General features: G+C 64.0%; 24 protein-coding genes. 7 read left to right on the top strand and 17 right to left on the bottom strand.

Annotation, left to right across the window (positions count from 1 at the left end; translation table 11 throughout):
* Positions 1-301 precede the first annotated feature (301 nt).
* A complete protein-coding gene (pepN, locus tag CK230_RS05630) occupies positions 302-2,947 on the bottom strand; it encodes an aminopeptidase N (RefSeq protein ID WP_095816185.1) in 2,646 nt (881 codons plus the stop codon).
* Between the two features lie 154 nt (positions 2,948-3,101).
* On the opposite strand from pepN, the gene CK230_RS05625 reads away from it, so the two are divergent.
* Positions 3,102-4,049: a DMT family transporter gene (locus CK230_RS05625; protein WP_095816184.1), complete on the top strand. Its 948-nt coding sequence runs from the start codon at positions 3,102-3,104 to the stop codon at positions 4,047-4,049.
* A 211-nt stretch (positions 4,050-4,260) separates the two neighbouring features.
* Here CK230_RS05625 and CK230_RS05620 read toward each other — a convergent pair whose 3' ends face one another.
* The 3 genes from CK230_RS05620 to CK230_RS05610 all read right to left on the bottom strand — a co-directional run bounded on the left by CK230_RS05620 (position 4,261) and on the right by CK230_RS05610 (position 6,986).
* Positions 4,261-5,073 (bottom strand): helix-turn-helix transcriptional regulator, encoded by an 813-nt coding sequence (locus CK230_RS05620; protein ID WP_095816183.1) that lies wholly within the window; start codon positions 5,071-5,073, stop codon positions 4,261-4,263.
* A 159-nt stretch (positions 5,074-5,232) separates the two neighbouring features.
* Positions 5,233-6,219: a uracil-DNA glycosylase gene (locus CK230_RS05615; protein ID WP_095816182.1), complete on the bottom strand. Its 987-nt coding sequence runs from the start codon at positions 6,217-6,219 to the stop codon at positions 5,233-5,235.
* 110 nt (positions 6,220-6,329) lie between these two features.
* Entirely contained in the window at positions 6,330-6,986 is a 657-nt protein-coding gene (locus CK230_RS05610; protein WP_095816181.1) for a hypothetical protein, read from the bottom strand.
* 251 nt (positions 6,987-7,237) lie between these two features.
* Here CK230_RS05610 and CK230_RS05605 point away from each other — a divergent pair, with 251 nt between their 5' ends.
* Together CK230_RS05605 and CK230_RS05600 are read left to right on the top strand one after the other, a co-directional pair.
* On the top strand, positions 7,238-8,917 hold the full coding sequence (locus CK230_RS05605) for an electron transfer flavoprotein-ubiquinone oxidoreductase (protein WP_095816180.1): 1,680 nt from the start codon (positions 7,238-7,240) through the stop codon (positions 8,915-8,917).
* Positions 8,918-9,171: 254 nt separating this feature from the next.
* Positions 9,172-9,771: a DUF922 domain-containing protein gene (locus CK230_RS05600; protein WP_095816179.1), complete on the top strand. Its 600-nt coding sequence runs from the start codon at positions 9,172-9,174 to the stop codon at positions 9,769-9,771.
* 410 nt (positions 9,772-10,181) lie between these two features.
* On the opposite strand, the gene CK230_RS05595 is transcribed toward CK230_RS05600, so the two are convergent.
* The 5 genes from CK230_RS05595 to CK230_RS05580 form a co-directional block, all read right to left on the bottom strand.
* A complete protein-coding gene (locus tag CK230_RS05595) occupies positions 10,182-11,192 on the bottom strand; it encodes an endonuclease/exonuclease/phosphatase family protein (protein ID WP_095816442.1) in 1,011 nt (336 codons plus the stop codon).
* 122 nt (positions 11,193-11,314) lie between these two features.
* Entirely contained in the window at positions 11,315-12,775 is a 1,461-nt protein-coding gene (locus CK230_RS05590) for an AMP nucleosidase (RefSeq protein ID WP_245429846.1), read from the bottom strand.
* Positions 12,776-13,047: 272 nt separating this feature from the next.
* Positions 13,048-13,251, bottom strand: coding sequence for a hypothetical protein (locus CK230_RS05585; RefSeq protein ID WP_095816177.1), 204 nt, complete (start codon positions 13,249-13,251; stop codon positions 13,048-13,050).
* Between the two features lie 67 nt (positions 13,252-13,318).
* Positions 13,319-13,453, bottom strand: a complete 135-nt coding sequence (locus tag CK230_RS33980; protein ID WP_280952517.1) for a hypothetical protein — start codon at positions 13,451-13,453, stop codon at positions 13,319-13,321.
* Positions 13,454-13,647: 194 nt separating this feature from the next.
* Entirely contained in the window at positions 13,648-13,989 is a 342-nt protein-coding gene (locus tag CK230_RS05580; protein ID WP_095816176.1) for a DUF2147 domain-containing protein, read from the bottom strand.
* A gap of 439 nt (positions 13,990-14,428) precedes the next feature.
* Between CK230_RS05580 and CK230_RS05575 the strand changes: the two genes are divergently transcribed.
* Together CK230_RS05575 and CK230_RS05570 are read left to right on the top strand one after the other, a co-directional pair.
* Positions 14,429-14,695, top strand: coding sequence for a sel1 repeat family protein (locus tag CK230_RS05575; protein ID WP_095816175.1), 267 nt, complete (start codon positions 14,429-14,431; stop codon positions 14,693-14,695).
* Positions 14,696-15,065: 370 nt separating this feature from the next.
* Positions 15,066-16,187 carry an ABC transporter substrate-binding protein gene (locus tag CK230_RS05570; RefSeq protein ID WP_095816174.1) on the top strand — a complete coding sequence of 374 codons (1,122 nt, stop codon included), beginning with the start codon at positions 15,066-15,068 and terminating at the stop codon, positions 16,185-16,187.
* A gap of 52 nt (positions 16,188-16,239) precedes the next feature.
* Here CK230_RS05570 and CK230_RS05565 read toward each other — a convergent pair whose 3' ends face one another.
* The 5 genes from CK230_RS05565 to CK230_RS05540 form a co-directional block, all read right to left on the bottom strand.
* Positions 16,240-18,201 (bottom strand): acetyl/propionyl/methylcrotonyl-CoA carboxylase subunit alpha, encoded by a 1,962-nt coding sequence (locus CK230_RS05565; RefSeq protein ID WP_095816173.1) that lies wholly within the window; start codon positions 18,199-18,201, stop codon positions 16,240-16,242.
* Between the two features lie 274 nt (positions 18,202-18,475).
* A complete protein-coding gene (locus CK230_RS05555) occupies positions 18,476-18,850 on the bottom strand; it encodes a hypothetical protein (RefSeq protein ID WP_176480018.1) in 375 nt (124 codons plus the stop codon).
* Between the two features lie 39 nt (positions 18,851-18,889).
* Positions 18,890-19,261: a hypothetical protein gene (locus tag CK230_RS05550; protein WP_095816172.1), complete on the bottom strand. Its 372-nt coding sequence runs from the start codon at positions 19,259-19,261 to the stop codon at positions 18,890-18,892.
* A 119-nt stretch (positions 19,262-19,380) separates the two neighbouring features.
* On the bottom strand, positions 19,381-19,908 hold the full coding sequence (locus tag CK230_RS05545) for an O-acetyl-ADP-ribose deacetylase (RefSeq protein WP_095816171.1): 528 nt from the start codon (positions 19,906-19,908) through the stop codon (positions 19,381-19,383).
* Between the two features lie 2 nt (positions 19,909-19,910).
* The gene (locus CK230_RS05540) at positions 19,911-21,518 is read right to left on the bottom strand and encodes a carboxyl transferase domain-containing protein (RefSeq protein ID WP_095816170.1); all 1,608 of its coding nucleotides are present in this window, start codon (positions 21,516-21,518) and stop codon (positions 19,911-19,913) included.
* A gap of 112 nt (positions 21,519-21,630) precedes the next feature.
* Here CK230_RS05540 and CK230_RS05535 point away from each other — a divergent pair, with 112 nt between their 5' ends.
* Positions 21,631-21,885 carry a type II toxin-antitoxin system HicA family toxin gene (locus CK230_RS05535; RefSeq protein WP_095816440.1) on the top strand — a complete coding sequence of 85 codons (255 nt, stop codon included), beginning with the start codon at positions 21,631-21,633 and terminating at the stop codon, positions 21,883-21,885.
* Positions 21,882-22,250 (top strand): type II toxin-antitoxin system HicB family antitoxin, encoded by a 369-nt coding sequence (locus tag CK230_RS05530; protein WP_095816169.1) that lies wholly within the window; start codon positions 21,882-21,884, stop codon positions 22,248-22,250. The genes CK230_RS05535 and CK230_RS05530 overlap by 4 nt, the downstream gene beginning before the upstream one ends.
* On the opposite strand, the gene CK230_RS05525 is transcribed toward CK230_RS05530, so the two are convergent.
* From CK230_RS05525 to CK230_RS05515, 3 genes are all read right to left on the bottom strand, one after another.
* On the bottom strand, positions 22,247-23,410 hold the full coding sequence (locus tag CK230_RS05525) for an isovaleryl-CoA dehydrogenase (protein ID WP_095816168.1): 1,164 nt from the start codon (positions 23,408-23,410) through the stop codon (positions 22,247-22,249). The genes CK230_RS05530 and CK230_RS05525 overlap by 4 nt on opposite strands.
* A 47-nt stretch (positions 23,411-23,457) precedes the next feature.
* On the bottom strand, positions 23,458-24,105 hold the full coding sequence (locus CK230_RS05520) for a TetR/AcrR family transcriptional regulator (RefSeq protein ID WP_095816167.1): 648 nt from the start codon (positions 24,103-24,105) through the stop codon (positions 23,458-23,460).
* 417 nt (positions 24,106-24,522) lie between these two features.
* Complete coding sequence (locus tag CK230_RS05515; RefSeq protein ID WP_095816166.1) at positions 24,523-24,804, bottom strand: acylphosphatase; 282 nt, start codon at positions 24,802-24,804, stop codon at positions 24,523-24,525.
* Positions 24,805-24,904 lie beyond the last annotated feature (100 nt).

The raw sequence follows: 24,904 nt of genomic DNA, 5'->3' as shown, positions 1-24,904 counted from the left end.
AATGGCACTCCCCGATCTGCCGTATACTGGATGACCCGGATACGCCGCACGCCCGAATCGCCATTAAAGAATCAAAGCCGATTCGCATTGTCCAGAGGCGCGGGCGAAAAAGATTAAAAGTTGATTGAAATTTGTCGTTTCGCCTTCCCTTCTCCCCTTGCGGGAGAAGGTGGATCGGCGCGCAGCGCCGAGACGGATGAGGGGTATTCCAGCGGAGTGCGACGCTCGTGGCATCTGGAGCACCCCTCATCCGTCGCCTTCGGCGACACCTTCCCCCACAAGGGGGGGAGGAGAGGCAGCGCTACGTCAGCGTCCGCTCCACAATATCCCGCAAATCAGCCGACAGGTTCTCGACCTTGGCCATGTCGAGCAGCGCCTGCTTGGCCTTGGCCTGGCGTCCGGGCTCCAGCGAGCGCCAGGAGCGCAGCGCCGTCGCCAGCCGCGCCGCCACTTGCGGATTGCGCTTCTCGACCTCCAGCACCGTCTCGGCGAACAGGCGATAGCCTTCGCCGTCGGCGCGGTGGAAGCCGGTCTGGTTGGCGCTGGAGAAGGTGCCGATCAACGAACGCACGCGGTTCGGGTTGGCGATCGAGAAGGCTGGATGCCGCATGAGGTCGCGCACCTTGTCGACGGTGCGCCCGCCGGGCACGCCGGCCTGGATCTGGAACCATTTGTCGAGCACCAGCGCGTCGCCGCGATAGCGGGCCTCGAAGGCTGCCAGCGCCTCTTCGGCCTCGGCCGTGCCCGAATGGCGGTGCGCCAGCACGGCAAGTGCCGCCGCGCGGTCGGTCATGTTGGTGGCGGCGTTGAAGTGCCGCGCGGCGAGGCCCGCGCCCTCCGGCAGCAGCGAAAGATAGTCGAGCAAGGTGTTGCGCAGCGCCCTGCGTCCGGCGCTCGTCGCGTCCGGAAGGAACGGACCCTTGTCGGCAAGGCTGCCGTAGAGCGCCAGGAAGGCCTCGCGGTTTGCCTCCGCAATCGCCCGTGCCAGCGCCTCGCGCGCGGCGAAGATGGCGTCGGGGTCGATGCCCTTGCCGATGTCGCGGGCAATGTCGGCTTCGCCTGGAAGCGCGAGCGCCAGCGCCCGGTAGGCCGGCTCCAGCCCCTCGTCGCCGGCAATCCTGCCGGCAAGCTCGGCCAGCCGTGCCGCGAAGATCGGCTCCTTGCCGCCGAGAATCTGGCGGAAGGCCGCGATCAGCGCGTCGGTCAAAAGCGTGTTGAACGCCTGCCAGCGCGAGAAGGCGTCGCTGTCATGCGCCGCGAGGAAGAACTGGTCGTCTGCCCTCTGCTGCACCGAAAGCGTGATCGGCGCCGAGAAGCCGCGGTTGAGCGACACCGAAGGCCGTTCCGAAACGCCTGAAAAGCGCACCGTGTGCCGGCGCTTGCGGATATGGATGACGCCGTCATCCACCGTCGCGCCCTCGACGGCGTCCCAGGTGACAGGCTTGCCGTCGGCGCCGACAAGTCCGAACGCAAGGGGAATATGCATCAGCCGTTTGCGGCTTTCCGACGGCGTCGGCGGCACCGACTGCTCGATCTCCAGCGTGAACTCCCTGGCCGCCGCATTGTGCGTGGAGCTCACCGTCAGGTTCGGTGTGCCGGCCTGGTGATACCAGAGCGCGAATTGCGCCAGGTCGCGGCCCGATACGTCCTCGAAGACTTTGAGAAAGTCCTCGATCGTCGCGGCCTGGCCGTCATGCCGCTCGAAATAGAGGTCCATCCCGGCACGGAAGGTCTCCGGCCCGAGGATGGTGCGGATCATGCGCACCACTTCCGAACCCTTTTCGTAGACGGTCGCCGTATAGAAGTTGTTGATCTCGCGGTAGCGCCGCGGCCGCACGGGGTGCGCCAGCGGCCCCTGGTCCTCCGGGAACTGGTGCGCGCGCAGCGTGCGCACTTCGGCGATGCGCTTCACCGCTCGCGAGCGCTGATCGGCGGAGAACTCGTGGTCGCGGTAAACTGTCAGCCCTTCCTTCAGGCAGAGCTGGAACCAGTCGCGGCAAGTGATTCTGTTGCCGGTCCAATTGTGGAAATACTCATGCGCGATGATCGCCTCGATATTGGCGAAGTCGGCGTCCGTCGCGGTCTCCTCGTCGGCCAGCACATATTTGTCGTTGAAGACGTTGAGGCCCTTGTTCTCCATCGCCCCCATGTTGAAGTCCGACACGGCGACGATGTTGAAGACGTCGAGATCGTATTCGCGGCCGAAGGCTTCCTCGTCCCACTTCATCGAACGCTTCAGCGCGTCCATCGCGTAGCCGGCAAGCCGCTCCTTGCCGGGTTCGACATAGATGCCGAGCTCGACCTCGCGGCCGGACATGGTGGTGAAGCTGTCCGCCACCTTGCCGAGTGCGCCCGCCACCAGCGCGAAGAGGTAGGAGGGTTTGGGGAAGGGGTCGTGCCAGACCGCGTAATGCCTGCCGTTGGCGAGCGCGCCGCGTTCGACGGGATTGCCGTTGGAGAGCAGCAGCGGCGCCTCATTGTGCGGAGCTTCGATACGCACGCTATAGACCGACAGGATGTCGGGACGGTCGAGGAAATAGGTGATGCGGCGAAAGCCCTCCGCCTCGCATTGCGTGCAATAGACGTTGTTGGAGCGATAGAGGCCCATCAGCGCCTCGTTGCGCGAAGGCGCGATCTCCGTCTCCAGGCGAAGCTCGAAGCGCGGCGCTGCCGGCGGCTTCAGGATCGTCAACCGGTCCGGCGTCGCCTCATAGTCGCCGGCCGCGAGCGCTTGCCCGTCTATCGCAACGCCGAGCAGCGTCAGCCCGTCGCCGTCGAGCACCAGCGGCGCCGTTGCCGCGACGCCCTCGCGCCGCTCGATGGTGAGCAGCGCGGTGACATGGGTCGCGTCCGGCGACAGGCGGAAGTCGAGGCTGGTCCTCGGGATGAGATAGTCGCTGGGGCGATAGTCTTCGAGCTTGAAGACATGGCGGGTATCGGTGCGCATTCCTTGGGCTTTTCCTGTCGATTTGGGTGGGCCAGCGGGGCTTGCTGGTCCAAGAATTTTGAGGTGCGCGCTCTTTACACGAAACCGCCACTCGACAAAACTGCGCAAAGGCCTCATTTGCGGCTTCGTTTCCCGATCATCCTTACGAGGCAAGATGACCGTCGATCATGCCGTCGGCCACAGCACGCTGCGCGGCATCACACTAAAGATCGTCTCGGTGACGGTTTTCGTCGGCATGCAGACCTGCATCAAGGCGGCCGGCGACGTGCCCGCGGGGCAGATCGTCTTCTTCCGGTCCTTCTTCGCCATCTTCCCGATCATCGCCTTCCTGGCCTTCAAGGGCGAGCTCGCCACCGCCTTCACGACCAGGCGGCCGTTCAACCATATCGCGCGCGGCCTTGTCGGCGTCGGCGCCATGGGGCTCGGCTTCTTCGCTCTGACCAGATTGCCGCTTCCCGAGGCGATCACGCTGAACTACGCCCAGCCGCTGCTGGTCGTCGTGTTCTCCTCGATCTTCCTCGGCGAGACGATCCGCGTCTATCGTTGGAGCGCGGTCGTCATCGGTCTTGCCGGCGTGCTGGTCATCTCTTGGCCCGAACTGACGCTGCTCAATTCCGATCAAGGCCTCGACGACCAGGAGGTGCTCGGCGTCTTGGCCGCGCTGATCGCCGCCGCGATTTCGGCGGTCGCCATGCTCCTGGTGCGCAATCTGGTGCAGACGGAGAAGACGGCGACCATCGTTCTATGGTTCTCCTCGACGGCTTCGGTGCTGTCGCTGTTCACGCTGCCTTTCGGCTGGCAGGCGCTGACGCCGCTGCAGGCGGCGCTGCTTGTTATTGGCGGCTTCTGCGGCGGGCTTGGCCAGATCCTGATGACGGCGGCCTATCGCCATGCCGAGGCTTCCGTCGTGGCGCCGTTCGAATACACCTCGATGATCCTCGGCGTCGTCGTCGGCTATTTCGTCTTCGGCGACGTGACCTCGCTCAACACGCTGATCGGCGGCGTGATCGTGGTCGCCGCCGGCATCTTCATCATCTGGCGCGAGCGGCGATTGGGCTTGGAGCGTACCCGCACCAGGACGGCGACGCCACCGCAGGGGTGAGCTGTTTCAAAGAGACAGCTTCAAAGGCTGAGTTCCGTCACACCCCCCTCTGGCCTGCCGGCCATCTCCCCCGCAAGGGGGGAGATCAGCTGTCGTCGCTGCTTTCGCCAACCACCCACGGTGCAGGACATGCGAGGCGCGGGAGCTGCCAATCTCCCCCCTTGCGGGGGAGATGGCCGGCAGGCCAGAGGGGGGTGCTGTCCCGCCGACGCTACCGGTTGGGGGCACGCTCTTTCGCCAGCCGCACCAGCACTGTCCGCGTCTGCTCGTCGGCCGGGAAAAAGGATTCGATCGCCAGTTCCGACAGCGTGACGTCGAGCGGCGTGCCGAACACGGTGATGGTGCTGATGAAGGACAGCACCTGATCGCCATGCGCGAGCCGCAGCGGATGCACGATGCCGCTCGGTTCGACTGGCGTCGGGCGGCTGCTTTTCATGCCGGACGGATAGGCGCGCAACTCCCGCTCCAATTCGATCAGCACCGGATCGCCGGTGGCGTCGCTCAGGTGCTTCAGCCGTTCCAGCAGATGCGCGCGCCACTCGGCTAGATTGACGATCCTCGGCGCGACGCCGCCTGGATGGAGGCTGAGCCGCAGCACATTGACCGGCGGCTGGAGCAGGGACGGCTCGGATATATCGGCGAGGAACGGGGCGATCGCGGCATTGGCGGAGACGAGATTCCAGTGCTGGTCCACCGCCAGCGCCGGAAAGGGTTCGTGGCCCTTGAGCACGGTCTCGACCGCGGCCATCGCTGGCGCCAGCGTTGCGTCACTGAGCGATCTCTCGCTGAAGCTCGGCGCGAACCCTGCGGCGAGCAGCAGCTGGTTGCGTTGACGCAGCGGGATCGACAGCTGCTCTGCCAGATGCAGCACCATCTCCCGCGACGGCTGGGCGCGGCCGCTCTCGACGAAGGAGAGATGCCGCTGCGATATATCGGCCTCCATGGCGAGATCGAGCTGGCTCATGCGCCGCCGCGTGCGCCATTCGCGGATGAGGCTGCCGGCGGACGGTTCGGATGTGGTCATGGACGGATGAGTAAGGCGGCGGGCGGCGCAATTCAATTACCTGGGAGGTTATAGCTCCCCCTTCTCCCCCTTGTGGGAGAAGGTGGATCGGCGCGAAGCGCCGAGACGGATGAGGGGTGCTCCAGCGGAGTGAGACGCTGGCATTCCCTGGAACACCCCTCATCCGTCGCCTTCGGCGCCACCTTCTCCCACAAGGGGAGAAGGGGAAGCCGCCATCGCCCTCAGCTTCGCCTTCACTTCGAGAAAATCCCGCCAGGCCAGCTTCTTGTGCGCCGGCGTCCGCAAGAGATAGGCCGGGTGCAGCGTCGGCATCGCCGGAATGGCTATGCCCGATGCGGTCGTGTGCACCCGCCAGTTGCCGCGCAGGCGCAGAATGCCCTCGGTCGTGTTGAGCAGCGTCTTGGCCGACGGGCCGCCGAGATTGACCAGCACCTTCGGATTGACCAGTTCGATCTGCCTTTCGATGAAGGGGCGGCAGATTTCGGTCTCGTGCGGCGTGGGCGTGCGGTTGCCCGGCGGCCGCCATGGAATGACGTTGGCGATATAGGCTGAACCGCGGTCGAGGCCGATCGCCGCCAGCATGCGGTCGAGCAGCCGGCCGGAGCGGCCGACGAAGGGCAGGCCCTCCAGGTCCTCGTCCCGTCCCGGCGCCTCGCCGACCAGCATCAGGTCGGCGTTCGGATTGCCGTCGGCGAAGACCAGGTTCTTGGCGGTGAATTTGAGATTGCAGCCGTCGAAGGCGGCCATGTACTGGCGCAGTTCATCGAGCGTCGAAGCGCTTGCCGCGAGCTGGCGCGCCGCGGCCGCCTGTGCCTCGTCGGGAACGGCCGCGGCCGCCGGCGCCCGCGCGGGTGCGTCCGGAATATTGCTGGCGTCGAGGCCGGATAAGGGCGCTGGCGGGTTCTCAACGCGTTCCACAGCCTGCTCGGGTACCGTTCGGCTCTCGGGCACGGCTTCGCGGCGCGGCGCTGCCGGCGTCCGTTCGGCAGGTCTGCGTTCGGCCGGCCCGCGTCCAACTGGCATTGTCGCCGCTTCGGCAAACCGGTTGATCGGCGTGTCTTCGAGCGCGTCGTCGACGCCGGCGCTGGCATAGAAGGCGAGCAACTCGGCGATCTCGGCTGGTGTTCTGGGGGAGGCGGCAGTCATGGCGCCACCATCGTCCGCGCGGTTCAAATTTGCAAGGTTGGCGACTGCTAATCTCCCCCTCGAGGGGGGAGATCACGCGCTCCGCGGCTTTCGCCAACCGCTTCGCCTGTTCACCCGGTCGGGATCCTCGGATCCTGCACGATATAGAACGTCCAGCGCGGCGTGTAATCGGTGATCAGGAAATCGAAGGTTGCCGACTTTAGCGGATCAACCTTGCCGTTCCTGAACAGCAACTGGTCGTAAGGTTCGAACTTGCGCTCGAAGTCAGCGAAATTGCTCGACCAGATGTTGTCGGGCGTCTTGTTGCGCTGGTCGAAGGACAGGCCATCGCCGAACACGCTCGGCTGGTCGAGGATTTCCTGCAGCTCGAACTGGAACTCCACCCAGGGGAGCGCGCTGTTGTTGAGCACGTCGATGCGCATATACATCACGCCGTTGGCGACTTGGCCGGCCTTGCCGAAGGGCTCGATCGGCTTGGTCGCGCGAATGGTCAGCGTCACCGGCGTCGCCGTGTTCAACTCCTCCCTGATGACCAGCGGGTCTTCCTTGGTGCCGATGCCGGAAGCGCCGGTGATGCGGAAGCCGCCCAGCTCGTCGGAGAAGGAATAGGCGCCGGTGGTCCAGACCTTCACCGGATCGGCCCGGACTAGCGTAGCAAAAAAGGCCGGCACGCTGAAAAAGAGGAGCGGAAGAACCGCCCGCCAGGCCAAGCCTGGCGTGAAGAGTAAGCGCTTCGATGGAATGCCGGAGGGCCCTGGACTGCGCATGGCGCGAAGTATTGCCGATAACCAAGCCGTCGAACAATTAAAAACATGCAGGCGCCGCCTGGCCTGCCAACCTGCCGGGTCTGGCCTATGCTTGGCCATGGCCTGTGCTGCTGCCTTTTCGTAGGGAAACCGCGACTTTTTGTCGAAATCGGCGTTGTCACGTCAGCGCCGGTTTCGCGTCGCGAATTGATGCGCTATGCAGCGCGTGAGCCAGCACAATGCGAGAATGCGGCAAGCTATAGAGGGGGTCGATGAGCGATATCGAACGCGAAAGCATGGAATTCGACGTGGTGATCGTCGGCGCGGGTCCCGCCGGCCTTGCCGCGGCGATCCGCCTGAAGCAGCTCAACCCTGAGCTTTCCGTCGTCGTGCTGGAGAAGGGCGGCGAGGTCGGCGCGCACATCCTGTCCGGCGCGGTCGTCGATCCGATCGGCATCGACCGGCTGCTGCCCGGCTGGCGCGAGGAGGGCGATCATCCCTTCAAGACGCCGGTGACCGACGATCATTTCCTGGTGCTCGGCCCGGCCGGTTCGTTCCGCCTGCCGAACTTCCTGATGCCGCCGCTGATGAACAATCACGGCAATTACATTGTCTCGCTCGGCAATGTCTGCCGCTGGCTGGCGACCAAGGCCGAAGCGCTGGGCGTCGAGATCTATCCGGGCTTCGCCGCGGCAAGCCTCGTCTACAACGATGCCGGCGCTGTCACCGGCGTCATCACCGGAGACATGGGCGTCGAGAAGGACGGCACGCATGGCCCGGCCTACGCGCCCGGCATGGCGCTGATGGGCAAATATGTGCTGATCGGCGAGGGCGCGCGCGGCTCTTTGGCCAAGCAGCTCATCGCCAAGTATCAGCTTGCTGACGGTCGCGAGCCGGGCAAGTTTGGCATCGGCCTCAAGGAGCTGTGGCAGGTCAGGCCGGAGAACCACAAACCGGGTCTGGTGCAGCACTCCTTCGGCTGGCCGCTCGACATGAAGACCGGCGGCGGCTCGTTCCTCTACCATCTCGAGGACAACCAGGTGGCGGTCGGCTTCGTCGTCCACCTGAACTACAAGAACCCCTGGCTTTCGCCCTTTGAGGAGTTCCAACGCTTCAAGACACATCCGGCGATCGCCGGCACCTTCGCGGGGGCCAAGCGCATCGGCTATGGCGCGCGCGCCATCACCGAGGGCGGTTGGCAGTCCGTGCCGAAGCTGTCCTTCCCGGGCGGCGTGCTGATGGGCTGCGCGGCCGGCTTCGTCAACGTGCCGCGCATCAAGGGGTCGCACAATGCGGTGCTGTCCGGCATGCTGGCGGCCGAGCATGTGGCCGAGGCGATCACCGGCGGCCGCGCCAATGACGAGCTTGTGTCCTACGAAGAAGCCTGGCGCGGCAGCGACATCGGCAAGGACCTGAAGAAGGTGCGCAACGTCAAGCCGCTGTGGTCGCGCTTCGGCACCATCGTCGGCGTAGGCATCGGCGGCCTCGACATGTGGCTGAACACGCTGTTCGGCTTCTCGCCCTTCGGCACGCTGAAGCACGGCAAGGCCGACTATGCGACGCTCGAACCGGCATACAAGCATCAGAAGATCGCCTATCCGAAGCCGGACGGCGTGCTGACCTTCGACCGGCTCTCCTCGGTGTTCCTGTCCAACACCAACCATGAGGAAAACGAGCCGGTGCACCTGATCGTCGGCGACATGGCGCTGCAGCAGCGCTCCGAGCACGACGTCTTTGCCGGTCCCTCGACCCGCTACTGCCCGGCCGGCGTCTATGAATGGGTGGACAAGGACGGCAACGCCGCCGCCGATCCGTCCGCCAAGGACGTTCGCTTCGTCATCAACGCGCAGAACTGTGTCCACTGCAAGACCTGCGACATCAAGGACCCGAACCGGAACATCAACTGGGTGCCGCCACAAGGCGGCGAAGGCCCGGTCTACCAAGGCATGTGAGGCGCGCTCCCGACCGGGTCGTCTCGACCGCCGCGCCAACAAAGCCGGCGAAGGCCCGGTCTACCAGGGCATGTGAGCCGCTCCGACCGGGCCGTCTCGACCGCCGCTCCAACAAAGCCGGCGAAGGCCCGGTCTACCGGGGCATGTGGTCTGCTCCACCGACAACCATCTGCGGTTCGGGCCGACCGGCTCCTTAGGCTTGAAATTGCAAGCGGCTTATAGTTCCTTCTTTGCGGATAGGGAGCAAATGGGCCATGCGCCTGGCGGTTCTTACATGCCTCATCACGCTCGGCGGCCTGTACGGCGCCGCCCCGGAGGCCCTGGCCGGCACCAAGGTGCTGGTCACGACGCGCAACTATGACATCGCCGGCGCGACGGGTGCTGCCCTGGTCGAAGCGATGAACCGCAAAGGTCCCAAGCATGGCTTCATGACCCGCGCCATCGCCGACACCAGCTATGTGGTGAACTGGAAGCTGGACGTGGACCGCGATGCCGGGGTCTGCAGGTTGCGAGGCGCCGACGGAACGATGGAACTCACCTACAATTTTCCTCGCCTGGCCTCGCCTCCAACACCCAAGCTCGAGCGGCGCTGGCGGCGCTTCCTCGCCGGCGTTCATGCCCACGAGCATCACCACGGTCGCATTGCCACGACCATGATGCGCGCCACCGCAAAGTCCATTGCCGGCCTGAAGCTTGCCGACAATTGGTTCTGCACCGCCACCCATCGCGAGGCCAGGCGCCGGATCGATGCCGTCTACGCGGAATTTGAAGCGAAACAGAACGCCTTCGACGCGCGCGAGCACCGCGACGGCGGCCATGTCGACCGGCTGGTCAATGCGCTGATCAAGAAATAGGCGCAGGAGCGCCTTCCAAGCTGCGGGCTACTTGGAGAGGGATTCCAGACCTTCAGGTTGGTCGGCACCCGAAGCATCCTCCAAGGTGGCAATGTAGTGTATTCGGCTGCCGCTCGCGTACACGGTGAAGCTCTTGTTGCCCAGTCCATCGTTTTTGACAGTGAGGGAGGTTGTGTGGCGCGGAGCGTTTCGTGGCAACGTCGCGGAGGGTGGTAGATGGCAAGCTAGCTGCGAGAGAAGCACAACTAGTTGACCTTCAGGCAGCGACTTCTCTGGGATGGAATCCTCCCATTGGTCCGGTGCCCGTGGCGTACAATCTTCCAAACTCGCGCCATATCACCGGTCCATGATTTTGCGGCAAGCATATCCGACTTTGTCGCGCGTTGCGAAGGCGGTCGACGCGGGCTAATCTAGCTTCGCGGCTTGTCCGGCGCGTCATTCGCCGCCAGCGCCGACTTGTGCTCCTCCTCGGGCGGGTCGCTGGCGGGCGGCAGCGTGAATTCGACCAGCACCGGCAGGTGGTCGGAGCCTGTATCCTCCAGCCGGGCCGACGAGAGGATCGTGACCCCGCCCTTGCTGAACACCTGGTCGATAGGCAGGCCCGCATAGCGGCGCAGGGCGTCGGGCAGCGTGCGGTGGATCCAGGTCGGGCCGGCCGAGGGCATCAGCGTCATACCGCTGAGCCGCGCCACCCGCCGCACCGCCGCGCTCCACGGCACGGCGTTGCAATCGCCGGCCATGATGGCGGTTTCACCGAGCGCGGCCAGCGGTTCCGCCAGCTCGCCGATCTGCCAGGACTGCTCCATCGGCCAGGGCCAGCTCAGATGGATCGCGGCGACGTCGACCGGAACGCCGTTGAAGTCGATCATTGCGGTCGCCATCGCGCCGCGCGGCTCGCAACGCGGCGCGGTGCCGGCGGCGAACGGCCGGCGTGAGAGCAGCGCGACGCCGAATATGCCGTTGGGATAGTCGCACAGGATGCGATAGGGGTAGGCGCTGGCAATATAGCCGAGCTCTTTCGCCCACATGCCGGACACCTCGTCGAGCGTGATGACATCCGGATTGGTCCGGCCGATCAGCGACAGCACGCTCTTCGGCGTCGGGTTGTTGAAGCGCAGGTTCATCTGCAGGAGGCTGTAGGTGATCCGGTCGGCCGTTTTCGCGACCGCCTGCTGCGTCGACAGTCTGGGCAGCGCGCTCGTCGTCGTGGCGAGGCAGGCAATGGCGAAGACCAGCGCCGCGACCGCCTGCAGCCGATAGGAACCGGCAAGCAGCGGCAGCGCGAGCAGCACCGTCAGCACGCTCAGATGCATGCGGAAATGCGAGAAGGAATCGAAGGCCGGATGCAGCGTGCCGAAGAACCCGGCCAGCAGCGCGGCCGAGAATCCCATCATCGCCAGGAATGTCAGCTGAGCCATCATGCTCAAGCGCGCACCGCCCGTAGTCATCTTATTGCCCCGGCAATCCGTTCTGATGCTTATCGGCCAAATTGCGGCTCAAGCAAGACGACGGATTGCCTCGCCAGTGGCTCGCCGGCACGTGCCTACTGGAACGCCGTTTCCGAGAAACTTCTGAGCTTGCGCGAATGCAGTCGCTCCATCGGCATTTCGGCAAGCTTCTCCATCGCCCTGATGCCGATGGTCAGATGCTGCGCCACCTGCCGCTTGTAGAACTCGGTCGCCATGCCGGGTAGCTTCAGTTCGCCATGCAGCGGCTTATCGGAAACGCACAGCAACGTGCCGTAGGGCACGCGGAAGCGAAAGCCGTTGGCGGCGATGGTGGCGGATTCCATGTCGAGCGCGATGGCGCGCGACTGCGACAGGCGCTGCACCGGTCCGCGCTGGTCGCGCAGTTCCCAGTTGCGGTTGTCGATGGTGGCGACGGTGCCGGTGCGCATGATGCGCTTGAGGTCGTAGCCGGAAAGTCCAGTGACTTCGGCGACCGCCTCCTGCAGCGCCACCTGGATCTCGGCCAGCGGCGGGATCGGCACCCAGACCGGCAGGTCGTCGTCCAGCACATGGTCCTCGCGCACATAGGCATGCGCCAGCACATAATCGCCCAGCGCCTGCGTGTTGCGCAGGCCCGCGCAATGGCCGAGCATGACCCAGGCATGCGGCCGAAGCACGGCGATGTGGTCGGTGATCGTCTTGGCGTTTGAGGGGCCGACGCCGATATTGACCATGGTGATGCCGCCATGGCCGGGCTTCTTCAGATGATAGGCCGGCATTTGCGGCAGGCGCTGCGGCGGCGTGCCTTCGCTCGGCGCGCCGGCTCCCGCTTTGGTCACGACATTGCCCGGCTCGACGAATTCACTGTAGCCGCCTCCACCACTCTCCATCAATTCGCGGGCCCGCGCCACGAACTCGTCGATGTAGAACTGGTAGTTGGTGAACAGCACGAAATTCTGGAAGTGCTGCGGGCTGGTCGCCGTGTAATGCGTCATGCGGTGCAGCGAATAGTCGATACGCTGCGCGGTGAACGGCGCCAGCGGCCGCGGCTCGCCGAACGCCACCTCGAACGTGCCGTTGGCGATCTGGTCGTCGGTGCCGTCGAGGTCCGGCACGTCGAACAGGTCGCGGATCGGCCGCTTGATGCGCTCGGCGGCAGCGCCGTCGACATAGGTGCCTTCCAGGAAGGCGAAGTGAAGCGGTATCGGGGTCGTCGATTCCGACACCGTCACCGTCACGCCGTGATTGCGCATGATGAGCTTCAGCTGTTCGATGAGATAGTTCTCGAACAGCTGCGGCTGCGTGACCGTCGTGGAGAAATTCCCTGGCGTCGGCATGTGGCCGTATGCCTGGCGGGAGTCGACCTGGCTGAACGAGGTCGTGGTGACGCCGATCTGCGGATAGAAGGCCCGGTAGCGCTTGCTCTCGTCGCCGCCTGCGGCCAGCGCAGCGAATGACTCGCGCAGGAATTTGGTGTTGCGGTCATAGAGCGCCTGCAGCGCCGCGACGGCCTTTTTGGCGTCATGGAAGCTCTGCGCGCAGAAAGGCTCCGGCATGACGACCGATTCGATGGCTTGGGGGTAGATTCGCTTTTCCATGGCTCAATATAGGGATTTGGAAGAGCGGTTGGGAGGGGAAAGCGGGGCCGCGAGGGCCGACAGCGTCGATTTTCTTCGGATGTGTTTAATGCATGTCGCCCAGAAGTGTGCGCGGTTCTGGGACAACGACATGCAGCAAAACAAAGACTTAAAGCGCGTCGCCTGAACCCCGTTCAGCGCGACGCGCTTTAAGGCGCGCCGGCTACGAGCCGGTCGCGCCGTCCGACACTCTATAGAGCTTGGCCGCGCTGTAGGCTGACCAGCAGCACAAAACCGACGCTCCTGTTCTTGTTCGCCGGCGCTTCGATCCGGTGGCCGGTGTCGGCGCGCATCATCGGCACTGCCAGAACCGGGGCGGCGAGCAGCATGAGGATGAGCGTCGCCCGCGGCAGCAGCCTCAGTATCTTCGTTGTGTTGACGGCGATGCGGTTCATCTTCGTGGTGCCCTGTTTGTAACTTCTTGCTCGATTTTCAGTTTGTCGCTTCAGCGCGTCACTTGGTTCACGGAGCCGAGAACACAGCCACGGGCCGTTGCCACGAGCGGGCCGAGTGGCCGCCCTCGGCCACCAGGATGGCGAAGAACATGCCGAACAGGCTCATCAGCAGGCAGACGATGGTGAAGCGACGGGCAAGCATTTCTCTCTCCTTCAATGCGGGAGAGAATGCCAAAGGGCCTCTGAACCGGTTCTGAGACCGGCATTCATCTGCGGTTCAAATTGACTGACGAGGTCTCGAGCCATCGCGGTGACAAGGCCGTTCGGCGGAGCGCCTGCCGCTCCAAAAGAAAACGGGGCCGCTTAGGCCCCGTCTGGACGATCTGGGATTGGTAATCAGAGCTTGTGCCAGGTCTGGCTCTTGCAGATCAGGCCGCCGAGCACACAGCCGCTCATCTTCAGCGAGGTGCCCGAGAGCGTCGCCTTGCCGGAATAGGTCTTGTCGTTCGCCGGATCGGTGATGCTGCCGGCATATTTGTTGTCGCCGGTCGCCTTCAGCGAACCGATCGTCTTGCCCGCATATTTGCCGGTTGTGAGTGTAATGGAGAAGGAGCCACTGCCGCCGATCGCCGCGGTGTCGCCGGCCTGCGTCTTCCAATTGCCTTCGATCGGGTCGGCCCAGGCGGCGCCCGCCGTGATCAAGGTGGCCGCCAGGGCCAGGCTCGTCATTCGAAACATCTTGTCCTCCTCCCAATGGGCATGCGGCGGGCTCCGGTCCGCCTTCCAGTCCCTTACGCAAAGGTAAGGCTAGTCCAGCTCCCGCCAAAACGAAAGCGGTGCCGCCACGGAAGGTTGCCAGGTTTTTCGCTTAGCGCATGGCCGAAAATAAACGGGACCCGAAAAACGCTTCGGTTCCCGTGGTTAGCAAAGTCTTGATTCCGCTCTCGCCAATTTTCATCGAATTTGACCCAAAACCGCGCAAACGCTGGATTCCCATGATTAACGGTTTTTAGCGTTTACCTCTTGTTTTAGCTTTGTTTTCTTCAAATTAAGCAAGCCATTTAACGACGGATTCAAGGCCAGGCTTCATCCTCGAAAGCATCGAAAGAGCGGCCCGCCCCGAGCGAAATCAAGGGACAGAAGGAGGCAGCTCTCGGGAGCCAGACAGGGGATTGAAATGGCACGTTTTGAAATGCTTGAAGACGGCTTCGGCGCCATGGGGGCAACTGCCCAGGCCGACATTCTTTTCGAACTGGGCATGATGTATGCGACCGGCCGCGATTGCGAGACCGACGTCGTTGCCGCCCACAAATGGTTCAACATCGCCGCGATCAAGGGTTCGCTCCGCGCCGCCGAGCTGCGCTCGGAACTGTCGGCCACGATGTCGAAGGTGGAGATCGCCATGGCGCTGCGCGAAGCCCGCGAATGGATGACGATGCACTGATCCTGCGCACAGCGCCGGGACGTTGATTTGGACAAGGCCGCGAAAAGACGGCCAGCCCACAAGACCAAGAACGCGGCAGGTCAATAAAGGCAACGCCGCGCGAGTAAACAGGGAAAGCGAGCGGGTTTCAGGCGTGGGGGCGTCCGGGGAGCTCGACTGCAAAAGCCGCGACCGACCGAAACAAGGTCGGCGCGGCTTTTTGCATTACGCCTGGTAATCACGGGGCGTGTGGCCCAAGAAATCCTCGCCGGAATGAACCAAAACCGGCCTCGCTGTCCCCTCGACAGTCTCGGCGAAGGGTGAAATTGTCCCGGCTCTATGGAAGAAGCGCGGCCATGCCGCCGCGCACAAGTGGAGGAGTTCTATTATCATGAAAAAATTGGGTATTTTGAGCGCGGCTGCATTTGGCCTGATGATGAGCGCCCCGGTTGCCTTCGCCGACGACATCACCATTTCGGTGGTCGGCCCGATGACCGGCCAGCTCGCCACCATCGGCGACCAGTTCAAGCAGGGCGCTCAGGCCGCCGCCGACGCCATCAACGCCGCCGGCGGCGTCAACGGCTCCCAGATCAAGCTCGACATCGAGGACGACCAGTGCGATCCGAAGCAGGCGGTTTCGGTCGCCAACCGCATCGTCGCCAACGGCGTCAAGTTCGTCGACGGCCATGCCTGCTCGGGCTCGAGCATTCCGGCCTCGGCCGTCTATGCCGAAGCCGGCACGCTGATGATGAGCCCGGCCTCGTCCAACCCGGTGCTGACCGATGCCGCCGCCAAGTCCGGCTGGCCGACGATCATGCGCCTCTACACGCGCGATGACGCGCAGGGCGCCTTCATCGGCCCGTGGATCGCCAAGAAATACGCCGGCAAGAACGTCGTCGTCCTGCACGACAAGAGCGCCTACGGCCAGGGCGTTGCCGACGCCGTCAAGGCGACGATGAATGCGGGCGGCCTCAAGGAGGTCGACTATGAAGGCATCAATGCCGGCGAGAAGGACTATTCGGCCCTCGTCACCAAGCTGAAGGAACTCAAGGCCGATGTCGTCTATTTCGGCGGCTATCACCCTGAGGCGGGCCTCATCCTGCGCCAGGCGGCCGAGCAGAACGTCAAGTTCCAGCTGATCATGCCGGACTCGATCGCCTCGCCGGAATTTTGGCAGGTCGCCGGCCCGGCCGGCGAAGGCACCATGTTCGTCTTCCCGTCGGACCCGCAGGCGAAGCCCGAGGCAAAGGACGCGGTCGCCAAGATCAAGGCGGGCGGCTTCACGCCTGAAGGCTTCACGCTGTTCTCCTACGCCGTGATCCAGGCCGTCGCCGAAGGCGTCAAGCGCGCCGGCACCGACGATCCCGCCAAGGTTGCCGAGGCGCTGAAGAATGGCAAGCCGATCAGCACAGTCGTCGGCGACGTCATCTTCGACGAGAAGGGCGACCTCAAGAACGCCAGCTACGACATCAACCAGTGGCACGACGGCAAATACGCGCCGATCCAGCAGTAAGTCGGTTCTGTTTGTGCGAAAGTGGCCGGGGCTCGTCCCGGCCACTTTCGTTTTATCGCTGGTCCTCCGCGAACCGCACCAGCACGGTGCCGTCGCTGACCTGAGCACCCTCGGCCGCGATCTCGGCGATCACCCCGTCATGCGGGGCGGCGATCATGTGCTCCATCTTCATCGCCTCGAGGATCAGAAGCGGCTGGCCCTTGATCACCGCATCGCCGGCCGCCGCCCGCACCAGCTTGACCAGCCCGGGCATCGGCGCGCGCAGGCTGCCCGAGGCGGCCCCCGCCTCGTCGGCCTTGGCCAGCGGGTCGGGAACCGTGAAGGTGTAGCCGACTGCGCCCTCGAAGACGGTGACGTGGCCGGGCCAGCGGGCCGCGTGCGGCATGGTCCTTAGATCATGCGTGTTCACCGCATCATGCGGCGCCTCCAGCGCCACCTGGAAACGGCCGTCCGGCCGTGCCGACACCCGCGCCAGAATGTTCTCCTCGCCATGGCGCAGGCGGACGCGGCGCGCGAGCGTGTGGAAATGCGCATAGCCTGAAAGCGTCGACCACGGATCGGCGGCCGCCGCCGGCCCGCCGGCGTCGGTCGCGGCCAGCGCCGCGGCGGCGATCGTCTCGTCGCTCGGCGCGGGAATGGCGGTGAGCGCCTCCTGATGCCGGCCGATCAGCCCGGTATCGACATCGCCCGCCGCGAAATCGGCGTCGGCAGCGAGCGCCGCCAGGAAGGCGGTGTTGACGGTCGAGCCGGCCACTTCGGTCCGGGTGAGGGCATCGCGCAGCGCGCCGAGCGCGGTGGTCCTGTCCTTGCCGTGCACCACCAGCTTGGCGATCATCGGATCATAGAAGGGCGAGATCGCATCGCCGGCGCGCACGCCGGTCTCGATGCGCATTGTGGCGCCTTCCGGCGGCGCGTCTGGGAATTTCAGATGATGCAGCGTGCCGGTCGCCGGCAGGAAGCCTTTTGCGGCGTCCTCGGCATAGAGGCGTGCTTCGAAAGCGTGGCCGGAAAGCGCGATCTCGCCTTGCGTCTTCGGCAGCTTTTCACCCGACGCGACGCGCAACTGCCATTCGACGAGGTCTACGCCGGTGACCATCTCGGTGACCGGGTGCTCGACCTGCAGCCGCGTGTTCATCTCCATGAACCAGAAGCGGTCGGCCTTCAGTCCTTCCGATGCATCGACTATGAACTCGATGGTGCCGGCGCCCGAATAATTGATCGCCTTGGCGACCTTCACTGCGGCCTCCGTCATCGCCTTGCGCAGCGCTGGCGTCATGCCGGGGGCAGGGGCTTCCTCGATCACCTTCTGGTGGCGGCGCTGCGCCGAGCAGTCGCGTTCGAAAAGATGCACGGCATTGCCGAAATTGTCGCCGAAGACCTGCACTTCGACATGACGCGGCTTATCGACATATTTTTCGACCAGCACCCGGTCGTCACCGAACGCCGCTTTCGCTTCGCGCCGCGCGCCCGACAGCGCTTCGGAGAAATCGTCGGGGTGGTCGACGCGCCGCATGCCCTTGCCGCCGCCGCCGGCGCGCGCCTTGATCAGAACGGGATAACCGATCTCGCGAGCCTTGGAAGCGAGCAGCACGATCTCCTGCGCCTCGCCATGATAGCCGGGCACGACAGGCACGCCGGCCGTCTCCATCAGCCGCTTGGCGGCGTCCTTCAGTCCCATGGCGCGGATCGAGGCGGCGCTCGGACCGATGAAGACCAAGCCTGCCGCCGTCACCTGGTCGACGAAGTCCGGATTCTCCGACAGGAAGCCGTAGCCGGGATGAATCGCCTCGGCGCCGGTGGCGAGCGCCGCCGCAACTATCTTGTCGCCGCGCAGATAGCTTTCACCGACAGGCGAGGCGCCGATATGCACCGCCTCGTCGGCCATCTCGACATGCAAGGTGCGGACATCCGCATCCGAATAGACGGCCACGTTGCGCACGCCGAGCTTACGGGCGGTGCGAATGACGCGGCAGGCGATCTCGCCGCGATTGGCGATCAGGATCTTGCCGAACATGGAGCCTCCGCGGTGAGAGTATCATCGGGGGAATGACGGCGTTCCTTCGCGCCCCCCTCTGTCCTGCCGGACATCTCCCCCACAAGGGGGGAGATTGGATGTCGCCGCCGCCTTCGCCAACTATCGACGTTGCAGGAAAGGCGCCGTCCACAAAGCTGCTGATCTCCCCCCTTGCGGGGGAGATGGCCGGCAGGCCAGAGGGGGGCGCTGTCCCGCCGGCCTATCCAGGTGCGTATTTGTGCAGTCTCGACCTCTACGTCGGATGAGAAGCCGCCTATTTTGAAGCGGCGATCTGGCAGTGGCTGCCGGCAGCCACTTTGTAGTGCGCCAGTCCAGATTGACAGGATTTCATCGCCAGATCCTCGGCCGCCTTTTGCGACGGCGAATTGTAGTTGGCGCCGCAGAGGACGTAGCCATCCATGACCCTTATAAACCCTGTCGTCGCATAGGCCGAATGGCCACCTGCGGCGACATAGGCCTTGTAGGCCTTGTTGCATGGGTCCTTGAGGCTGCTGGGCAGAACCGGCGAAAAGCGCTTGTCGCCCACGCTGCCCGATAGCGACCCGGCCATGGCTATGCCGGGCGCCGTCAAAACCAGCGCCGCCGCCATCATCGCCGCAGCCGCCCGTCTCAAGTCTATTGATTTCATTCCGCCCCCCTTGGGAAGAAAAAGCCTGTGGCTCATAACCTATTTGGATGCGGCGACGCCGCAGGCTCCGGCCGTGGAAACCTTCCACTTCTTGCGGCCGGATTCGCAGGATTGAAGAGCGCGAGCCTGCGCGGCTTGCTCCGAAGGCGCATTGATCGCGACGGCGCAGATCGTAAATTCTGTCGCCCAGTTGAAGGGCGTCATGGCAAAGGCGGAATGACTCCGCGCCGCGATATATTCGCCGTAATGCTTGCCGCAGCCGCCAGTCGATCCCGGCGATATGTACACAGGGAAGTGGATATTGCCCTTGCTGCCGGACAGTGATTCGGCCGCCCAAGCGTTCGGCGCCACAAATATTAGAAATCCCGCAAGTGCCGAGACGGTCCACTTGCTGCAATATTTCAAGGTCATTTCCACGCCACCCCATTTGCCCAGTGCAAGATGAGAAATAGCGAATATTTTTTGCCGGCGCTAGCAGGTGCCCGGAAATTCGCATTTGCCTATATTGGGAAATAATCTGGGCCATAAGTTCAACCTTCCCCAGGGGAAGCAAGGGTTAGCCGGTATAGTTCAGCGGTCTGCGCATCGAAGCAGCAGAAGGTAACGATGTCCGGCAGCGTGTTTTGCCGCAGGAAGTCGGCTGTCGTGGCCACGGCAATGCTGGTCGCTTCGACCTTCGGATAGCCGTAGATGCCGGTCGAGATGGCTGGGAACGCGATCGTCAGAAAGCCTTGGTCGCGGGCGATTGCGAGCGAGCGCCGGTAGCAGGAGGCGAGCAGCTCGGCTTCGCCCTGGCCGCCGCCTTGCCAGACCGGCCCGACCGTGTGGATGACATAGCGCGCCGGCAGCTGATAGCCTTTGGTAAGCTTGGCGTCGCCGGTCTTGCAGCCATGAAGCATGCGGCACTCGGCGACCAGCTCCGGCCCCGCCGCGCGGTGGATGGCGCCGTCCACGCCGCCGCCGCCGAGCAGCGACGAATTGGCGGCGTTGACGATGGCGTCGACAGCCAGCTTGGTGATGTCGCCGGTGTGGATGCGGATCCGATCGCTAATGCTCATCGTCACATCCTGAATACGCCGAACTTCGTCTCCTCGACACCGGCGTTGAGCGCCGCGGAAAGGCTGAGCGCCAGCACGTCGCGGGTCTTGGCCGGATCGATGATGCCGTCGTCCCAGAGCCTTGCCGAGGAATAGAGCGGGTGGCCCTCATGCTCGTATTTCATCAGGATCGGCTTCCTGAACTTCGCTTCCTCCTCGGCGTTCCACGCACCGCCCTTGCGCTCGATGCCGTCGCGCTTGACCATGGCGAGCACGGTCGCCGCCTGCTCGCCGCCCATCACCGAGATGCGTGCGTTCGGCCACATCCACAGGAAGCGGGGCGAATAGGCGCGGCCGCACATGCCGTAATTACCGGCACCGAACGAGCCGCCGATGATCACGGTGAGCTTCGGCACCTTGGCCGTGGCAACCGCCATGACCAGCTTGGCGCCGTCCTTGGCGATGCCGCCGGCCTCGTATTTCCTGCCCACCATGAAGCCGGTGATGTTCTGCAGGAAGATCAGCGGAATGCCGCGCTGGCAGCAAAGCTGGATGAAATGCGCGCCCTTCAGCGCGCTTTCCGAGAAGAGCACGCCATTGTTGCCGAGAATGCCGACCGGCATGCCGTGCAGATGCGCAAAGCCGGTGACCAAGGTCGTCCCGTAGTTCTGCTTGAACTCGTCGAACTCCGAGGCGTCGACGAGACGCGCGATCACCTCGCGCACGTCATAGGGCTGGCGCAGATCCGTCGGCACGACGCCGTAGAGCTCCTGCGGATCGTAAAGCGGTTGAATCGGCTTTTGCAAATTCAGCCTTAGGGCCTTGTTCCGATTCAGATTCCGGATGATGCGCCGGCAAATGGCCAGGGCGTGCTCGTCGTCCATGGCGTAGTGGTCGGCGACGCCGGAAAGCCTCGTGTGGACATCGGCGCCGCCGAGCTCCTCGGCGCTGACATCCTCTCCGGTGGCGGCCTTCACCAGCGGCGGGCCGCCTAGAAAAATGGTCGCCTGGTTGCGCACCATGATCGTCTCGTCCGACATGGCCGGCACATAGGCGCCGCCCGCCGTGCAGGAGCCCATGACGCAGGCGATCTGGGGGATGCCGGCGGCCGACATGTTGGCCTGGTTGTAGAAGATGCGGCCGAAATGCTCGCGGTCGGGGAAGACCTCGTCCTGGTTCGGCAGGTTGGCGCCGCCGCTGTCCACCAGGTAGACACAGGGCAAATTGTTCTGCAGCGCGATCTCCTGCGCCCTCAGATGCTTCTTCACCGTCAGCGGATAATAGGTGCCGCCCTTCACCGTCGCGTCGTTGACGACGACCATCACCTCGGTGCCCTCGACGCGGCCGACGCCGGTGATGATGCCGGCGGCGGGAATATCCTCGCCATACATCGACCATGCCGCGAACTGTCCGACCTCGAGGAAGGGCGAGCCGGTGTCGAGCAGTTGCGCCAGGCGCTCGCGTGGCAACAGCTTGCCGCGCGAGACGTGGCGCTCGCGCGCCTCATCCGAGCCGCCGCGCTCGATGTTTGCCGCTTTCTCGGCGATGTCGGCGACCAGCGCTCGCATGCGCTCGGCATTGGCGCGGAAGGTGTCGGAGGAGGGGGAGATTTGGGTTTGCAGTGTGGCCATTGACGAACCTTAGATGATATCATATTTTGCTATCAATCTCGTCGCGCAGGACGTGCGACCACCAACGGCGACCCTGGCACTTTTGGCCGGGTCATTTTCCATGGAGGTCATCATGCGCGGCAAACACAGACAAACACTGAAAGCCATTTTTGCCGATCCGGTAAGTGGTTCGATAAAATGGCGGGAGATCGAAGCGCTCTTGATAGCACTTGGCGCGGAGCTTTCCGAAGGAAACGGTTCACGTGTGCTTGTCGAGATTGGAAGAAATCGCGCTGTCTTCCATCGTCCACACCCAAGCCCGGATACGGACAAAGGCGCGGTCAAGGCAGTCAGACGTTTTTTGACTGAAGCAGGTATCAGGCCATGAAGCCATACAAGGGATATGTCGCGGAAATTTGGTACGAGGAGGATGATGCCGCCTTCCACGGAATTGTGCATGGAATACGCGACACCGTTCATTTCGAAGCTTATTCGGCGGAAGATTTGCCTCAAGCGTTTCACGACAGCGTCGATGACTATCTTGCTTTCTGCAAGGAGCGCGGCGTTGACCCGCAAAAGCCCTATTCCGGCAAGCTGGCTCTGCGTACTACGCCCGAAATCCACGCCCTGTTGGGAAGGGCCGCCGCCAGCGATGGCAAATCGATCAACCAATGGATTTCCGATACGCTCGCCGAGGTCGCGCAAAAGCGCGTCGACGAAGGGTCGACCAAGGTCAAAACCCGCGCTCACTAAACCCCCTCCGCCATGATCTCCCGCCCGATGAGCCAGCGGCGGATCTCGCTGGTGCCGGCGCCGATCTCGTAGAGCTTGGCGTCGCGCAGCAGCCGTCCGGTCGGGTAATCGTTGATATAGCCATTGCCGCCGAGCAGCTGGATCGCGTCGAGCGCCATCTGCGTGGCCTTCTCGGCCGCGAAGAGCACGCAGCCGGCGGCGTCCTTGCGCGTGGTCTCGCCGCGATCGCAGGCGGCCGCCACCGCATAGACGTAAGCCCGCGCGGCGTTCATCGTCGTGTACATGTCGGCGAGTTTGCCCTGCACCAGCTGGAACGTGCCGATCGGCTGGCCGAACTGCTTGCGCTCATGCACGTAAGGCACAGCGACGTCGAGGCAGGCGGCCATAAGTCCGATCGGCCCGCCGGAAAGCACCGCCCGCTCATAGTCGAGCCCCGACATCAGCACCTCGACGCCGCGCCCTTCCTCATGCAGCACATTCTCGAACGGCACCTCGACATTCTCGAAGACGAGCTCGCCGGTGTTGGAGCCGCGCATGCCGAGCTTGTCGAGCTTCTGCGCGACCGAGAAGCCGGCCATCGTCTTTTCGACAATGAAAGCGGTGATGCCGCGCGAATGCCGGTCCGGATCGGTCTTGGCGTAGACCACCATCGTTCCGGCGTCGGGGCCGTTGGTGATCCACATTTTCGAGCCGTTGAGCACATAGCGGTCGTTGCGCTTTTCGGCGCGCAGCCTGAGCGACACCACGTCCGAGCCGGCGCCCGGTTCCGACATCGCCAGCGCGCCGACGGTTTCGCCCGAGCAAAGGGCAGGCAGGTACTTCTCCTTCTGCGCCGGAGTGGCCCAGCGGTTGATCTGGTTGACGCAGAGATTCGAATGCGCGCCATAGGAGAGGCCGACGGAGGCGGACGCGCGGGAGATTTCTTCCATTGCAACCACATGCGCGAGATAGCCCATGCCGCTGCCGCCGAAATCGGGATCGGCGGTGATGCCGAGGAGGCCGAGCGCGCCGAGCTCGGCCCACAGATGCGCCGGGAATTCGTTGGCGCGGTCGATCTCCGCCGCGATCGGCGCGATCCTATCCTGGGCGAAGCGCCGCACCGTGTCGCGCAGCGCCTCGATATCCGGATCGAGCCCGAAATTCAGCGTGTTTGTGTACATGCCGTTCCTCCCGCACAACCCCGGTTTTCGCGGGGATCATGCCTGTATCAGAGTGCCACGGCGTTCCCGGCGCGCCCGGAAGGACGCGCGGTGCCATGGCTGATTGTCGCGCCGACCAGGCGCATTGTCATCGAAAGATATGATGCCGTGACCTCGGCGATCGACAGCCGCTCGCCGGGCCGGAACCAGACTATGACGCCGGTCATCATCTGGATCAGCGCCATGGCGGTCAGGCCTGTATCGTCGATCTCGAAAGCGCCGGTTTCGACGCCTTCGCGCAGCACCGTGCGGAGCTCCTTCTCATAGGCTGTGCGCATCTTGAGGATCTGCGTCAGCCGTTCATGCGAGAGGCTGCGCAATTCCATGTTGGAGACATGGGTGGCGTGGCGCCGCGCGATATGGAAGGCGATGTGGTTCTCGACATAGGCGGCGAGCCGCGCCACCGGATCGGCCGCTGCCGGGCGCGCTTTGTCCCAGGCCTTCGACAGACCTTCCATATGCTCGCGCATCAGCGTGAACAGCAGGTCTTCCTTGGTCGGGAAGTAGCGGTAGAGCGCTGCCGCCTGCACGCCGACCTCCGCCGCCAGCTGCCGCATCGACATCGCCTCATAACCCAGCCGCGCGATCAGGCTGACCGCCGCCTCGCGGACGGCCGCCTCGGTCTTTTCCCCGTCTGAACCGGTTGTGCGCGCCACATTCGCCTCCAGCCATAATAATAAAACGAACGTTCAATTAATTCAAGCGCCAAATCTCCCCCCTTGAGGGGGAGATGTCGCCAAAGGCGACAGAGGGGGTCGTCTCGCATGAAGCGCCAACGCCATTGCGACAAGGCCAACGCCTGAGACCTAGGTGAGACGACCCCTCTGGCCGCCGGCCATCTCCCCCTCAAGAGCAAGGCAATCGCCTATGGGTTTATTGCGAATGCCAACACAACGCCGTCATCCTCGGGCTTGTCCCGAGGATCCGCCGTCGCACGCGGAAGAGCGCGACCAGTTCGGGGAGGCGGTAGATCCTCGGGACAAGCCCGAGGATGACGGCATCGAGGCCTGCAGGTTATCCGAACTCCCAGGCCCATATGCGATAGCCCTGCCCTCAAGAGAGGAGAGACCAACTCACACGATGATCCTGAAATCCGCTGGCGCGTCGTCGCCCGCATCCTCGATCTCGACTTTCGAGACGAGCGCGCCCCGCGGCCCTTGCCACAGGCGTTCGATCATTGCCGTGACAGCGGCATCGGCGCCAGCAATCAGCGCGGTTACCGAGCCGTCGCGCTCATTGCGGACCCAGCCTGTCAGCCCGAGACGCATGGCTTCTCCACGTGTCCAGACACGGTAGCTCACGCCTTGCACCGTACCGGAAACACGCGCCCGAACGGCTCTTTGCTCATCCTGCATCGTCCGCTCCAGAATCTTCCCCCATCAATCTGGCGCACGAAAGGTCAAATGCAACCGTTTGAGGGATAGGTGACGCGGTGGATTAAATGATTGACTCAGT

The sequence above is a fragment of the Mesorhizobium sp. WSM3859 genome (genome assembly GCF_002295065.1).
In the GTDB taxonomy this organism is placed as follows: Bacteria; Pseudomonadota; Alphaproteobacteria; order Rhizobiales; family Rhizobiaceae; genus Mesorhizobium.
This window is presented reverse-complemented; position numbering and strand designations above follow the sequence as displayed.

Excerpts from the sequence above, each read along its gene's own strand:
- CK230_RS05530 (WP_095816169.1), top strand. The coding sequence starts at position 21,882 with ATGAAGCCATACAAGGGATATGTCGCGGAAATTTGGTACGAGGAGGAT.
- CK230_RS05565 (WP_095816173.1), bottom strand. The coding sequence starts at position 18,201 with ATGTTCGGCAAGATCCTGATCGCCAATCGCGGCGAGATCGCCTGCCGC.
- CK230_RS05555 (WP_176480018.1), bottom strand. The coding sequence starts at position 18,850 with ATGAAATCAATAGACTTGAGACGGGCGGCTGCGGCGATGATGGCGGCG.
- CK230_RS05550 (WP_095816172.1), bottom strand. The coding sequence starts at position 19,261 with ATGACCTTGAAATATTGCAGCAAGTGGACCGTCTCGGCACTTGCGGGA.
- CK230_RS05540 (WP_095816170.1), bottom strand. The coding sequence starts at position 21,518 with ATGGCCACACTGCAAACCCAAATCTCCCCCTCCTCCGACACCTTCCGC.
- CK230_RS05620 (WP_095816183.1), bottom strand. The coding sequence starts at position 5,073 with ATGACCACATCCGAACCGTCCGCCGGCAGCCTCATCCGCGAATGGCGC.
- CK230_RS05615 (WP_095816182.1), bottom strand. The coding sequence starts at position 6,219 with ATGACTGCCGCCTCCCCCAGAACACCAGCCGAGATCGCCGAGTTGCTC.
- CK230_RS05515 (WP_095816166.1), bottom strand. The coding sequence starts at position 24,804 with ATGCAGGATGAGCAAAGAGCCGTTCGGGCGCGTGTTTCCGGTACGGTG.
- CK230_RS05600 (WP_095816179.1), top strand. The coding sequence starts at position 9,172 with ATGCGCCTGGCGGTTCTTACATGCCTCATCACGCTCGGCGGCCTGTAC.
- CK230_RS05625 (WP_095816184.1), top strand. The coding sequence starts at position 3,102 with ATGACCGTCGATCATGCCGTCGGCCACAGCACGCTGCGCGGCATCACA.
- CK230_RS05575 (WP_095816175.1), top strand. The coding sequence starts at position 14,429 with ATGGCACGTTTTGAAATGCTTGAAGACGGCTTCGGCGCCATGGGGGCA.
- CK230_RS05595 (WP_095816442.1), bottom strand. The coding sequence starts at position 11,192 with ATGATGGCTCAGCTGACATTCCTGGCGATGATGGGATTCTCGGCCGCG.
- CK230_RS05525 (WP_095816168.1), bottom strand. The coding sequence starts at position 23,410 with ATGTACACAAACACGCTGAATTTCGGGCTCGATCCGGATATCGAGGCG.
- CK230_RS05580 (WP_095816176.1), bottom strand. The coding sequence starts at position 13,989 with ATGTTTCGAATGACGAGCCTGGCCCTGGCGGCCACCTTGATCACGGCG.
- CK230_RS05570 (WP_095816174.1), top strand. The coding sequence starts at position 15,066 with ATGAAAAAATTGGGTATTTTGAGCGCGGCTGCATTTGGCCTGATGATG.
- CK230_RS05610 (WP_095816181.1), bottom strand. The coding sequence starts at position 6,986 with ATGCGCAGTCCAGGGCCCTCCGGCATTCCATCGAAGCGCTTACTCTTC.
- CK230_RS33980 (WP_280952517.1), bottom strand. The coding sequence starts at position 13,453 with ATGCTTGCCCGTCGCTTCACCATCGTCTGCCTGCTGATGAGCCTGTTC.
- CK230_RS05585 (WP_095816177.1), bottom strand. The coding sequence starts at position 13,251 with ATGAACCGCATCGCCGTCAACACAACGAAGATACTGAGGCTGCTGCCG.
- pepN (WP_095816185.1), bottom strand. The coding sequence starts at position 2,947 with ATGCGCACCGATACCCGCCATGTCTTCAAGCTCGAAGACTATCGCCCC.
- CK230_RS05545 (WP_095816171.1), bottom strand. The coding sequence starts at position 19,908 with ATGAGCATTAGCGATCGGATCCGCATCCACACCGGCGACATCACCAAG.
- CK230_RS05605 (WP_095816180.1), top strand. The coding sequence starts at position 7,238 with ATGAGCGATATCGAACGCGAAAGCATGGAATTCGACGTGGTGATCGTC.
- CK230_RS05535 (WP_095816440.1), top strand. The coding sequence starts at position 21,631 with ATGCGCGGCAAACACAGACAAACACTGAAAGCCATTTTTGCCGATCCG.
- CK230_RS05590 (WP_245429846.1), bottom strand. The coding sequence starts at position 12,775 with ATGCCGGAGCCTTTCTGCGCGCAGAGCTTCCATGACGCCAAAAAGGCC.